14 protein-coding genes are annotated in these 12715 nt (G+C 69.2%); 3 read left to right on the forward strand and 11 right to left on the reverse strand.

All coding sequences use genetic code 11. The annotated features are described in order from the left end of the window. Positions 1-277: 277 nt before the first annotated feature. The 7 genes from O3Q52_RS36285 to clpS form a co-directional block, all read right to left on the reverse strand. Positions 278-1228 carry a PLP-dependent cysteine synthase family protein gene (locus O3Q52_RS36285; protein ID WP_189843434.1) on the reverse strand — a complete coding sequence of 317 codons (951 nt, stop codon included), beginning with the start codon at positions 1226-1228 and terminating at the stop codon, positions 278-280. Between the two features lie 23 nt (positions 1229-1251). Then, complete coding sequence (locus O3Q52_RS36290; protein ID WP_143632625.1) at positions 1252-1530, reverse strand: MoaD/ThiS family protein; 279 nt, start codon at positions 1528-1530, stop codon at positions 1252-1254. 112 nt (positions 1531-1642) lie between these two features. Next, a complete protein-coding gene (locus O3Q52_RS54255) occupies positions 1643-1744 on the reverse strand; it encodes a putative leader peptide (protein WP_313904860.1) in 102 nt (33 codons plus the stop codon). A gap of 79 nt (positions 1745-1823) precedes the next feature. Continuing rightward, a complete protein-coding gene (locus tag O3Q52_RS36295; protein WP_269652870.1) occupies positions 1824-2246 on the reverse strand; it encodes a M67 family metallopeptidase in 423 nt (140 codons plus the stop codon). A gap of 99 nt (positions 2247-2345) precedes the next feature. Next, a complete protein-coding gene (locus tag O3Q52_RS36300; RefSeq protein WP_269652871.1) occupies positions 2346-3824 on the reverse strand; it encodes an amino acid permease in 1479 nt (492 codons plus the stop codon). A 331-nt stretch (positions 3825-4155) separates the two neighbouring features. After that, complete coding sequence (locus O3Q52_RS36305; protein ID WP_269652872.1) at positions 4156-4761, reverse strand: DUF2017 domain-containing protein; 606 nt, start codon at positions 4759-4761, stop codon at positions 4156-4158. Between the two features lie 84 nt (positions 4762-4845). Then, positions 4846-5163 (reverse strand): ATP-dependent Clp protease adapter ClpS, encoded by a 318-nt coding sequence (gene clpS / locus O3Q52_RS36310; protein WP_189843437.1) that lies wholly within the window; start codon positions 5161-5163, stop codon positions 4846-4848. Between the two features lie 185 nt (positions 5164-5348). Between clpS and O3Q52_RS36315 the strand changes: the two genes are divergently transcribed. Together O3Q52_RS36315 and O3Q52_RS36320 are read left to right on the forward strand one after the other, a co-directional pair. Then, positions 5349-6677: a nicotinate phosphoribosyltransferase gene (locus tag O3Q52_RS36315; protein ID WP_269652873.1), complete on the forward strand. Its 1329-nt coding sequence runs from the start codon at positions 5349-5351 to the stop codon at positions 6675-6677. A 183-nt stretch (positions 6678-6860) separates the two neighbouring features. Continuing rightward, positions 6861-7445 (forward strand): nicotinamidase, encoded by a 585-nt coding sequence (locus tag O3Q52_RS36320; protein WP_055617031.1) that lies wholly within the window; start codon positions 6861-6863, stop codon positions 7443-7445. A gap of 116 nt (positions 7446-7561) precedes the next feature. Here O3Q52_RS36320 and O3Q52_RS36325 read toward each other — a convergent pair whose 3' ends face one another. Further along, positions 7562-7897 (reverse strand): hypothetical protein, encoded by a 336-nt coding sequence (locus tag O3Q52_RS36325; protein WP_269652874.1) that lies wholly within the window; start codon positions 7895-7897, stop codon positions 7562-7564. Positions 7898-8018: 121 nt separating this feature from the next. Then, the gene (locus O3Q52_RS36330; RefSeq protein ID WP_269652875.1) at positions 8019-10385 is read right to left on the reverse strand and encodes an immune inhibitor A domain-containing protein; all 2367 of its coding nucleotides are present in this window, start codon (positions 10383-10385) and stop codon (positions 8019-8021) included. A gap of 472 nt (positions 10386-10857) precedes the next feature. Here O3Q52_RS36330 and O3Q52_RS36335 point away from each other — a divergent pair, with 472 nt between their 5' ends. Continuing rightward, complete coding sequence (locus O3Q52_RS36335) at positions 10858-11154, forward strand: hypothetical protein (protein ID WP_269652876.1); 297 nt, start codon at positions 10858-10860, stop codon at positions 11152-11154. Between the two features lie 76 nt (positions 11155-11230). Here the strand turns inward: O3Q52_RS36335 and O3Q52_RS36340 are convergent, their stop codons facing one another. Continuing rightward, positions 11231-11941, reverse strand: coding sequence for an RDD family protein (locus tag O3Q52_RS36340; protein WP_269652877.1), 711 nt, complete (start codon positions 11939-11941; stop codon positions 11231-11233). Between the two features lie 61 nt (positions 11942-12002). Continuing rightward, positions 12003-12715: RDD family protein (locus O3Q52_RS36345; protein WP_269652878.1), on the reverse strand; the 713-nt coding region annotated here is incomplete at its 5' end.

Raw genomic sequence — 12715 nt, forward strand, 5'->3', positions numbered from 1 at the left:
GTTTTCCTCGCCCCCGCCGCCCCTGCCCATTCCCGTCACTTACTCGGGGGCTCCGCCCCCGAACCCCCGCTCCTCAGACGCCGGACGGGCTGAAAAGCAAGGGGCGCAGCCCCGCTTTTCAGGGGCGCGGGGAACTGCGCGACCAGCCACAGCCGGCCCGCACCCGAAATCGCACCCCACGGGGTCTGGGGCGGAGCCCCAGGGGACGATGGGGGTCCCCCCGCTCGAGCGAAGCCGAGAGTGGGGGAAGGTAGGGGCGGCGGGGGCGAGAAACCGGCTACGCCCAGAGCTGGCCCTGCAGAGTCTCGATGGCCTCTTCCGTCGTGGCGGCCGTGTAGACGCCCGTGGAGAGGTACTTCCAACCGCCGTCGGCGACGACGAAGACAATGTCGGCGGGCTCGCCCGACTTCACGGCCTTGTTGCCGACGCCGATCGCCGCGTGCAGCGCGGCCCCCGTGGACACACCCGCGAAGATCCCCTCCTGCTGCAACAGCTCCCGGGTGCGAGTCACGGCGTCGGCGGAGCCGACCGAGAACCGGGTCGTCAGGACGGACGCGTCGTACAGCTCGGGCACGAAACCCTCGTCGAGGTTCCGAAGCCCGTACACGAGGTCGTCGTACCGCGGCTCGGCCGCGACGATCTTGACGTCGGGCTTGTGCTCGCGGAGGAAGCGGCCCACGCCCATCAGGGTGCCGGTGGTGCCGAGTCCGGCGACGAAGTGGGTGACAGAGGGCAGGTCGGCCAGGATCTCCGGACCCGTCGTCGCGTAGTGCGCACCCGCGTTGTCAGGGTTGCCGTACTGGTAGAGCATCACCCAGTCGGGATGCTCGGCGGCCAGCTCCTTGGCCACCCGCACCGCCGTGTTCGAGCCCCCCGCCGCCGGGGACGGAATGATCTCGGCGCCCCACATGCCGAGCAGCTCCCGCCGCTCCTGGGAGGTGTTCTCGGGCATGACGCACACCATGCGGTAGCCCTTGAGCTTCGCCGCCATGGCGAGCGAGATGCCGGTGTTGCCCGAGGTGGGCTCCAGAATCGTGCAGCCGGGCGTCAACCGGCCGTCCTTCTCCGCCTGTTCGATCATGTGCAGCGCGGGCCGGTCCTTGACCGAGCCGGTCGGATTGCGGTCCTCCAGCTTCGCCCAGATGCGGACGTCGGCGGACGGCGAGAGCCGCGGCAGGCGCACCAGAGGGGTGTTGCCCACCGCGGCCAGCGGGGAGTCGTAACGCATCAGCGATCAGAGCCCTGTGCCGGTCAGACCATGCCGCCGGCCACTGCCGGCAGGATCGTGACGTTGTCGCCGTCGGTCAGCTTGGTGTTGATGCCGTCGAGGAAGCGGACGTCCTCGTCGTTCAGGTAGACGTTCACGAAGCGGCGCAGCTCGCCGCCGTCCACGATGCGGGCCTGGATGCCCGCATGGCGGGTCTCCAGGTCGGCGAAGAGGGCTGCGAGGGTCTCCCCGCCGCCCTCGACGGCCTTCTGCCCGTCGGTGTAGGTGCGGAGGATGGTGGGGATGCGGACCTCGATGGCCATGGCTGTGGGCTCCTGTCGGGAGTGAGTCAGTCAGTCGGTGGGCGCGCGGCGGCGCGGAACAGCAGGTGAGCGTTGTGGGACGCCGCGGCTCACGGCCGTACGGCGGCAGGGTTCAGCGCGTACAGATGGCGCTCTGCAGCCTGCACAGGTCGACGTGCAACCGTGCCACGAGCAGCATGCCCGGGGTCTTGTCGCTCACGTCGTGGGAAACCATGGGGTCATCGTATCGATTCCCGGTCCGGGTCCTGGAATGTGATCTCAGATACTGGATGAATTCTGACCGAAATACGGGATCAGTACGCCTCCACGATCGTGACCTCCTCCTCCGTCACCTCGCCCTCCAGGATCCTGAACGAGCGGAACTGGAAGGGTCCGGCGTCGTCGGCGTCCGCCGTGGAGACCAGGACGTAGTGCGCGCCGGGCTCGTTCGCGTACGAGATGTCGGTTCGGGAGGGGTACGCCTCGGTGGCCGTGTGGGAGTGGTAGATGACGACCGGTTCCTCGTCGCGGTCGTCCAGCTCGCGGTAGAGCTTGAGGAGGTCGCCGGAGTCGAACTCGTAGAACGTGGGCGAGCGCGCGGCGTTGAGCATCGGGATGAACCGCTCGGGGCGGCCGGTGCCCTCCGGGCCGGCGACCACGCCGCACGCCTCGTCGGGGTGGTCCTGGCGCGCGTGCGTGACGATCTGGTCGACGAGGGCCTGGGTGATGGTCAGCATGGTCGTCAGGATAAGCAGAAGGGCCTCCCTGTACCGAGGGGTGGTACGGGGCGGCCCACATGCTGGGCCACGAGCCCGGCATGCTCTGCGTGAGGAGCGTCAGCCGATCTTCTCGAACTCCGGGTCGCGGCGCTCCGTGACCTCAGGGTTCCGCGACTTCAGCACGGCCCAGCCGATGCCCAGTGCCGCCGCCCAGCCGGCCATCACGTAGAGGCAGACGCGGGAGTCGGCGTCGTACGCGATGAGGCAGGTGACGAAGAGCAGGAACACGACCGCGACCCAGCTGAGCTTCGAGCCGCCCGGGGCCGGGAAGGACGAGGCGGGCAGGCGCCCGGCGTCGACCGCGCGGCGGTACAGGATGTGGCTGACCAGGATCATCAGCCAGGTCCAGATGCCGGCCGCGGTGGCCACCGAGGTGACGTAGCCGAAGGCCTTCTCGGGGACGATGTAGTTCAGGATCACGCCGATGCCCATGAAGAGCATGGAGACGGTGATGCCGAGCGCGGGCGTCTTGGTGGAGGACAGCTTGTTGAAGATCCTGGGGGCCTCGCCGTTGTCCGCCAGGGTGCGCAGCATGCGGCCGGTGGAGTACATGCCGGAGTTGCAGGAGGACAGGGCCGCCGTCAGGACGACGAAGTTCACGATGCCCGCGCCCGCCGGGATGCCGATCTTCGCGAAGGCCTCCACGAAGGGGCTGACCCCCGGTGCGAACTCGGTCCACTTCACGACGCAGAGGATGACGGTGAGGGCGCCGACGTAGAAGAGGGCGATGCGCCAGGGCAGGGTGTTGATCGCCTTGGGGAGGGTCTTCTCCGGGTTCTCGGACTCACCGGCGGTGACGCCGACGAGTTCGACGGCGAGGTACGCGAACATCACACCCTGCAGGGTCATCAGGGACGAGCCGATGCCCTTGGGGAAGAAGCCGTCGAAGGCCCAGAGGTTGGAGACGGCGGCCGAGTCGCCCGCGGAGCTGAAGCCGAAGGTGAGGACGCCCAGGCCGATCACGATCATGCCGATGAGGGCGGTGACCTTGACCATCGAGAACCAGAACTCGATCTCGCCGAAGAGCTTCACCGAGATCAGGTTGGCCGCGAAGAGGACCAGCAGGAAGACCAGGGCGGTGACCCACTGCGGGATCGCCGGGAACCAGTAGTTGACGTAGATCGCGGCGGCGGTGAGTTCCGCCATGCCGGTGACGACCCACATCAGCCAGTACGTCCAGCCGGTGAAGTAGCCGAAGAACGGGCCGAGGAACTCGCGGGAGTACTCCGCGAAGGAGCCCGAGACCGGACGGTAGAGCAGGAGCTCCCCGAGGGCCCGCATGATGAAGAAGATGATGACGCCCGCGAGGGCGTACATGAGGATGAGACTGGGGCCCGCCTTGGCGATGTTCGCCCCGGCCCCCAGGAAGAGGCCGACGCCGATGGCGCCGCCGATCGCGATCATCTGGACCTGACGGCTGTTGAGGCCGCGTTCGTAGCCCTCTTCGGGGGCATGCCCCTCTCCGGGGGCTTCGCTGCCCACGACACCCTTGCGGTCGTGCCCGTCGTCGTTCTTGCCGACCTGCACCGAGGTCATGTCTGGTGCGCCTTTCTCCATGCCGATCCGAGCCGTCGTCGGCTCCGGATCGGGTCCCGATCCCCCCGGATAGATGGAGCTGAGCAGGCTCCCCGGCCCGCTCGTGCCTGGTCGGCGATCCGCCGACCGGTGGCGCACCCGGCCGGACATGGGTGGCGTCCTGCCGGGCGGTCGTGAAGATTTATCACGGCCGCAACACTGATCACCTGAGGCGCGTGTAGCGCACACCACAGGGAGAACCGGACAAAAGTCTGACCGCGCCCCATAGGGCGCGGTCAGAGTGACGTGATCGTTATTCGGATTTGAGCGTCCGCTGAGCGAACGGAATATGTCAGGACATCAACGTTTCAACCAACGTCTCCTGAAGGCCGCCCAGCCACAGATACGCCATCACCATCGGCTTGCGCGGGTCCTCGTCCGGCAGCCGGTAGAGGAGGTCGGTGTCCTCCTCGTCGACGACGTCGAGGCGGGAGCCGATGGCCAGGCGCAGGTCGTTGAGGGCGCGCAGCCACTGCTCGGACTCCTCGGCGGAGAGCTTGAGGACCGCGCCGCCCTCCCCCACGGCCGAGAGCGTGTCCAGGGAGCGGATCACCGTGAGCGCGTTCTCGCGCTTGGCCGCGCGCAGGTCGTTCTCGGTGAAGCGGCGGAACTCCGCGGAGTACGAGCGCTGCTCCTCGGCCTGTTCGGGTGAGTCGGCCTCGACGTCGGGCCCGCTGTACGCGTCGGGGAAGAGCCGTTTCAGCACGGGATCGGAGGGCGGTTCGCTCGGGCCCTCCGCGAACAGCTCGGCGAGCGGGTCGTCGGAGGCGTCCTCGCCCGGTCCCGGTCCGATGAGCTCCAGGAGCTGTACGGCGAGGGAGCGGATGATGGAGATCTCGACCTCGTCGAGCGCGACGGCCGCGCCGCCGCCGGGGAGCGGTTCGAAGTGTCCTGGCATCAGGTGCGTCGCTACTTCCAGTACTGCGCGGGCGTCGGGCAACTGCCGGTCGGGCCGGGTTTCGCCGGCCTCTTTCCGGTCGTGCTATTTCCGGTCGTGCTGGAGGGTGGCCCACAGACCGTAGCCGTGCATGGCCTGCACATCGCGCTCCATCTCCTCGCGCGTGCCGCTGGAGACCACGGCCCGGCCCTTGTGGTGGACGTCGAGCATCAGCTTGGTGGCCTTGTCCTTCGGATAGCCGAAGTACGTCTGGAAGACGTAGGTCACGTAGCTCATCAGGTTGACCGGGTCGTTGTGGACGATGGTCACCCAGGGGACGTCGGGCTCGGGTACGGCGAAGACCTCCTCCGCCGACTCGGTCTTTTCGGTCTCTAGGGGTGCGGGAGCCGTCACACGGCCCATGCTGCCACCACAGGTGGGTGCCCGGCCAAACGAGCCCACAAATCGTCAGAGTGACGAGATAGGGAGTACCATCCGTTGCCATGCCGCTATTCCCGGGGGACGCGGCACCCGACAGCGGCTCCGCCACGGGCCGGACCCCCGGCCGACCTGGGAGTGCCCCCTGTGTCATCGCGAGGAGACCCTAAGTGAACGCTGCGGACCTAGGGCTGCCGGTTGATGTTCCCTCCACCGCGCTCTTCACGGACCACTACGAGCTGACCATGCTGCAGGCCGCCCTCAAGGGCGGGGCCGCCGACCGGCGCTCGGTCTTCGAGGTCTTCACGCGCCGGCTGCCCGAGGGCCGCCGCTACGGCGTCGTGGCCGGGACCGGACGTGTACTGGACGCGATCGAGAACTTCCGCTTCGACGCGGACGTCCTCGGCTTCCTGCGCGAGCGCAACGTGGTGGACGAGCCGACCCTGGAATGGCTGGCCTCCTACCGCTTCGGCGGCGCCGTCTGGGGCTACCCCGAGGGCGAGGTGTACTTCCCCGGGTCGCCGATCCTGCGCGTCGAGGGCTCCTTCGCGGAGTGCGTGCTCCTGGAGACCGTGATCCTCTCCATCCTCAACCACGACTCGGCGATCGCGGCCGCCGCCTCCCGGATGGCCTCGGCCGCCGGGGAGCGCCCGCTGATCGAGATGGGCGCCCGCCGCACCCACGAGCTGGCCGCGGTGGCGGCGTCCCGGGCGGCGTACGTCGGTGGCTTCACGACCACCTCCGACCTGGCCGCGGGCTTCCGTTACGGCATCCCGACCGTCGGCACCAGCGCCCACGCCTTCACGCTCATCCACGACAACGAGCGGGACGCCTTCCAGGCCCAGGTCGACTCGCTCGGCCGGGGCACGACACTGCTGGTCGACACGTACGACGTCGCCGAGGCCGTCCGGCTGGCCGTCGAGGTGGCCGGGCCCGAGCTCGGAGCGGTCCGCATCGACTCCGGTGACCTGCTGCTCGTGGCGCACCGGGTACGCCAGCAGCTGGACGAGCTGGGCGCCACGAACACCCGGATCATCGTGACCTCGGACCTGGACGAGTACGCGATCGCCTCGCTGGCCGCGGCGCCCGTGGACGCGTACGGCGTGGGCACCCAGCTGGTGACGGGATCCGGCCATCCGACGTGTTCGATGGTCTACAAGCTCGTCGCCCGTGCCGAGTCGGCGGACCCGAAGGCTCCGCTGGTGCCGGTGGCCAAGAAGTCGACGGGCGGCAAGACGTCCATCGGCGGCCGCAAATGGGCCGCGCGGCGGCTCGACCCCTACGGGGTCGCCGAGGCCGAGGTGATCGGCCTCGGGGCCGTCCCGGCCGAGCTCAGCGACCGTCAGCTCCTGGTGGAACTCGTCAAGGGCGGCCAGGTCCTCGCCCGCGAGCCCCTGGACGTCGTACGCGACCGGCACGCGGCGGCGCGCGCGAACCTGCCCCTCTCGGCGACCCAGCTCTCCCGCGGGGAAGCCGTCATTCCGACCGAGTACGTATGAGCCACGTGGGACGGGATCCGGGAAGCACCCGAGGGCCCACCTCAGGCCACCCCGAGCCCGAACGGGCATGAACGGACGAGGAGCGGGAATGCAACGGCAACAACTCGGTCACTCGGTCGCGCCCCGTCGGGGGCGCGGGGAACTGCGCGATCAGCCCACTACAACCCGCAGAAGGACACTGACATGCGCCGCGCCTTGATCGTCGTAGACGTGCAGAACGACTTCTGCGAAGGCGGCAGCCTCGCCGTGTCCGGCGGAGCCGACGTCGCCGCCGCGATCACGGAGCTGATCGGGCAGGCCCCCGCCGGCTACCGCCACGTCGTGGCGACCCGCGACCACCACATCGCCCCCGGCGGCCACTTCGCCGACAACCCCGACTACGTCCACTCCTGGCCCGCGCACTGCGTCGCGGGCACCGAGGGCGTCGGCTTCCACCCGAACTTCGCCCCGGTGGTCGCCTCCGGCGCGATCGACGCCGTCTTCGACAAGGGGGCGTACGCGGCGGCGTACAGCGGCTTCGAGGGCGCCGACGAGAACGGCGTGACGCTGGGCGACTGGCTGCGCGCCCGCGAGATCACCGAGGTCGACGTGGTGGGCATCGCCACCGACCACTGTGTCCGCGCCACCGCCCTGGACGCGGCCCGCGAGGGCTTCCGTACGCAGGTCCTGCTCGACCTCACGGCCGGCGTGGCCGAGGAGACCACCGAGCGCGCCCTTGAGGAGCTGAGCGCCGCAGGCGTGGAACTGAGCGGCAAGCCGGTGGTCTAGACCAGGGCTCCCGGTGCCCCGTCAGGGGCGCGGGGCTGCGACATTTGCGGCTCCGCCGCGTGGGCGCGACCAGCCACGACGAACCCGCAGCGACGCATCAAACGCCGGCCGATCACTCAGAAACCCTGCGGCGTCGCCGTACGCCGCATCAGCGCCCGGATCGGATGCCAGAGCTCGGCCGCGCAGGCGTCCGCACCGGGCGCCGTCCGCCAGATCAGGCCGTCGGGATGGTGCAGGACCGCGGTGATCTCGTCCGGGGTCGGGGGCTGCCCGTTGCCGCGCAGGTACACCGCCCGCATGCCCAGGTTCCGCAGCCGCGTCAGGGCGCGGGCGCGGTTGTGGGCGTGCACGAGCACGCGTACCGAGCCGCTGCCCGCGGCGGGCGGTCGGGGCAGGTTCAACGCCACCACCACCGTGCCGTTCGGCAGCTTGCAGAAACCTCCTGCGGCCATGCAGTCACACCCCCGTGAGAACCAGTGTCAATAAGAGAGTCACAGCACGCACCTAAACACGATCGGCCGCAACCCGCCAGAGGGTTGCGGCCGATCATGGTTTGACCTGCAGGAATGCCTTTTACTTCGTCGCGGCCGAGACCTTCACCGTGATCGTCGAGCCGTCGCGCGGCTCCTTCACGATCGCGATCTTGGTGTTGGTGTCAGTGACGCGGACACCGGAGGTGGGGTTGGTCTCGTCGTAGTAGGTGTTCGTGCGGTCGTTGAAGATCCGGTTGCCCGGAAGCGACGGGATCTTCGTGGCGACGTCCGCGTTGTGCAGCCTGAGGGCGTCCGTCCGGTAGGTGCTGAAGGGCGAGTCGTACGACTGGATGCGGGTGCGCATCAGCGTGCCGTCCGACCACTTCAGCGGCTTCGGGTGGGCGTCCACCGGCAGCAGCAGACCGGAGCCCGCGTGCTGGCTGACGTTGTTGTCGTTCTGGGAGGTGTCCCACTTCCAGATCAGCAGACCGTTCTGGTACGGGAAGTGCTCCACCCAGGACGGGCGCGTGGTCGAGAAGCCGAAGTTGTACGGGCCGGACTTGAGGGTCTTGTCGTACGACACGTACTGGCGGTTCTCGGCGATGTAGTACTGCGCGTAGTCGTCCGTGACGGCCGCGCCGATGCGGGAGAAGCCGGTGGCCTTCCAGGCGGCGTCGGCGGTCTCGGCGTTGTCCGAGAAGACCGGCGAACCGTCTGCCGTCACCGTGATCACGTCGGCCGCGAAGCCCTTCTGGGCCACCCCGCCGTCGGTCTGGTAGCGGAAGCGGAGGTCGAACTTCTTGCCCGCGTAGGCGTCGAGCGGGAACGAGAGCTTCTTGTACGCGTCCACGGTGCCGGTCAGCGCGGGCTTGCCGCTGCCGTCGCGCGGGAGGGCCGCGCCGTCGACCGTGCCGTCCAGCGGCGTCCAGTTGGCGCCGTCGGTCGAGACCTCGGTGTAGAGGTAGTCGAAGTCGGTCTCGATGTCGTACCAGCCGTCGAGGGTCAGCGTGGCCGAGGACTTGCCGGTGAGGTCGACGGAACGGGTCAGCGTGTTCTTGAGGTCGTCACCGCTGCCGCTCCACCACTGGGTGGCACCCTGAGCCGGGGTGACCACCGGGTTGGTGACCTCCTTCTCGGGCAGTTCGACCACCAGCGCCTGGGCGTTCTTGGTGTTGTACTCCGCCACGCCCAGCTTGTGGGTGGAGCGCGTCGCGGCCTTGGCGGTGTCGTACTTCAGCCAGCCGAGCTGGAGTTTGTCCCAGGCGGTCATGTCACCGGGCAGGTCACCGATGGCGTCCTTGCCGGTACCGAGCCAGGAGCCGGAGGACATCAGGGTCCAGAAGCCGGTGGAGTTCTCGGCGGAGTTGGTGGTGTCGTAGAGGTCCGGCAGACCGAGGTCGTGGCCGTACTCGTGGGCGAAGACGCCGAGTCCGCCGTTCTCCGGCTGGATGGTGTAGTCGCCGACCCAGATACCGGTGTCGCCGATCTGCGCACCGCCCATCTTGTTGCCCTCGGGGCCGGTGGAGCCGGCGTCCGTGCCGAACGCGTACCAGCGGTGGGCCCAGATGGCGTCCTCGCCCTGGGCGCCGCCGCCCGCGGACTCGTCCTCGCCGGCGTGCACGATCTGGAAGCGGTCGATGTAGCCGTCGGGCTCGTTGAAGTTGCCGTCGGCGTCGAAGTCGTAGCGGTCCCACTTGTCGTAGGCGGCCAGCTCGGACTTGATGTCGGCGTCGGACTTGCCGGCCGCCTTCTGGGCGTCGGCCCAGGCGGTGACACCGTCGGCGACGGCGTTCCACGCGCAGGTGTCGGGCTCGCACTTGTTGGAGCCGTAACGGGCCTCGTTGTAGGGCACCTTGACCCAGTCGGAGACCGCGCCGCCGATGGAGTAGCGGCCCGAGGACTGCTTCTCGTAGTACTTCTTCATCGACTCGACACCCTTGCCGGTGCCGAAGTAGAGCTCTTCGAAGTCCTTCTTGCTGTAGTCCGCCTGCCAGGCCGTGCTGTTGTCCTCGGCACGGTCGGGCTTGGCTATCTGGTTGTGCAGGGGACCCGGGGTGCCGCCGTAGCGGGGGTCCGTCTTGTCGCCGAACTCCACGAGGATCGTGAAGATCTGGTCGGTCTTCTCCCGGCCGAGCTCGACGTACTTGCCGTCCTGGAGTTTCACGACCTGCGAGCCGCCGCGGTTCTTCACGGTGGCGTCGCCGGATATGACCTGCTTGAGCGCCTCTTCGCGCTGGGCCTCCTGACGTTCGGTCAGCGGGCCCTTCAGGTCGTGCTCGCGATCGGTGTTGTTCTCGGCGCGCGCCGGATCCTGCCGGTTCGCGGCCGGATCCTGCCGGGCCGCCGCCGCGGCCGGCTGATCGCCGGCAGCGGCCTGCGCCACCGCGAAGGTCGAGAACGTGGCAGCGGCCGCTGCGAGCGACACACCCACCGCGGCTGCTCTGAACGTCCATGGTCTGCTGGTCACTTGATGCAGTCCTCCCCCGCGCCCGGGCGCGCGGAATGGAGGGGTGTCCAGGTCATGGAGTCCGCGCGCGCTCTATGCGCGTCACAAGTGACGACATTCGATCGGAGTTACAGGAGAAAAGACAGACCTTGACTTGAACAGGTCAAGTGGGATATGCACCGGCGGTCGTGCGCCGCGCACGGACATCCGTCCGCTCACGGAAGAACGGTGGACGACTCAACAGGCGCGTTCGAACGTCCACTTGATGGACGCCATGACTCCGTGCGCCCCCTGTGCACCGGCACCGTGGGTTAGGTCACGCTTACTGCTCGTTCCGCTCGGGCAGACAGCCGATTAGAGTCGGTTGGCGGCTCGCCGGATTTCCGGTGGTTTGCCAACCGGACACCGTTGTCGAACCCCAGATTCTTATCCGCACCCTCCCCCATCGCGAGAGGCACGGGGGGAGACCCCCACCCCGAGGATCGGAATAGCCATGCCTCGTCCGACCGCCGCACAGCTCGCCTACGGTTCCTGCACCGTGATCTTCTCCACGCTCGCCATGCTGCTGCTGTCACAGACGAGTTCGGGCCTGGGAGTCGTGATGATCGCACTCTCCGCCCTCGTGCTCGGCCTCCTCGTGGCCATGACGGTTCCCGTACCGAAGCCCGCCGCGCCGGCGGCGACCGTTGCCCGGCCCGCGCCCGCCACCGTCACGGAACGCCGTTTCCCGGTGCGGCGCGAGACCGTCGCGGCCGCCAGCGCGCCCGAGCCGGTCCGCGAGCGCGCCTGAGCCCACCCCTACCGACCACACGAACCGGCGGGCCCGTTGACCACGGACCCGCCGGTCGTCTGCGCCGCCTGTGGACTCAGCCCGTGCTGACCACCACCGTCTTGGCCGCCTTGTCGTGCAGGCCCTGCTTGTAGGGCTTGTCGAAGAAGCTCCAGCCGCCCGCGATCGCGGTCCAGATGCACGCGCAGCAGAACGCGAACGGCAGCCACAGGACCAGCGCGCGAACCAGCGAGGTCTGCACGGAGGGCGTGGCGCCGTTGTCGAGGTTCGCCACCCGCAGGTGCAGCCACTTCTTGCCGAGGGTCTGCCCCGCCCTGACGGTCATGACGGTGTCGTATCCGACGTAGAGCACCGCGGCGATCAGCGACTGGCCGAACGACCTGCCGTAGTCGATCTTGTCCGTGTCCACGTCGTACTCGTTGACGTTGAAGGCCCACGTCACCAGCCACACCACGATGACGACGAGGATCATGTCGATGATCCGCGCGAGCGTGCGCTTGCCGCTGTCGGCGAGCGGAGGCATCCCGGCCAGCGGGTCATTGCCGTACGGGCCGCCGCCGCCGTACGGATCACCACCACCGCTGCCGTACGGGTCACCGCCGCCGTAGGGCGGTGGCGGCGGGGTGGCGCCGTACGGGGAACCGGTGCCCGGCGGGGGCTCGTTGCCGTAGGCGGGGTCGAACGGCGGGCCCTCGCCGGGTGGCGGCTGCTGTCCGGGCGAGCCCTCGTCCGGCGGCTTCTTCTTGAACGGATCGTCATCCGGCGGGGGCGGCGGCTCGGTCGTCATATCCCGAGTCGACCGCGAACCCCCCGACTGCGCAATGAGGGGCGGCCGTCCGGGGGACCGGTCAGCCCGCGACGAACGTGTGGGCCGCCTTGTCGTGCCAGCACTGGCGCCACGGGCGGTCGAACGCGCCCCACAGGACACCCAGGACACCGATGGCGAGAAGGCCGGGAACGCTGTAGACGAGCCAGCGGCGCAGCGCCAGACCGAACGACGGCGGGTCGCCGCCCTCGATGTCCCGCACCTGGAGGCCGCACAGCTTCTTGCCGAGGGTGCGGCCCCACTTGGCGGTGGGCAGCGCCTCGTAGAGGACACCGAAGAGGAGCAGTACGGCGACGACGATGCCGAGGTAGACCGCGGTGGTGCCGTCAAGGAGCCAGACCGTGACGGTCTCACCCGACAGCTTGGCCGCGTCGATCTTCTCGTTGACGTGGTCGAGCGCCTTGGTGCCCAGCGGAACGGCGGCCGCGCCGGTGACGGCGGCCAGCACGATCGTGTCCACGAGCCTGGCCGCGAAGCGCTTGCCGAGTCCCGCCGGGCGCGCGTTCGCCTGCGAGCGGGCCACCGCCTGGAACGGGTCCTCCCGCACCGGCTTCCACGGCACGACGGGCTGGTCCTCGTCCGGCCCGGCCAGGCGGTGCACCTGCTGGGCCCAGGAGGGCTGCCCGCCACCGGCACCCGCGGCCATGGGCGCGCCGGAGCCGGACTGCGGAGGGGCGCCGGGGGTGGACTGCTGAGGGGCTGACTGCTGCGCGGACTGCTGCGGGGTCGCGGGGC

Origin of the sequence: Streptomyces sp. ActVer, from assembly GCF_027270795.1 — a bacterium.
In the GTDB taxonomy this organism is placed as follows: Bacteria; Actinomycetota; Actinomycetes; order Streptomycetales; family Streptomycetaceae; genus Streptomyces; species Streptomyces umbrinus_A.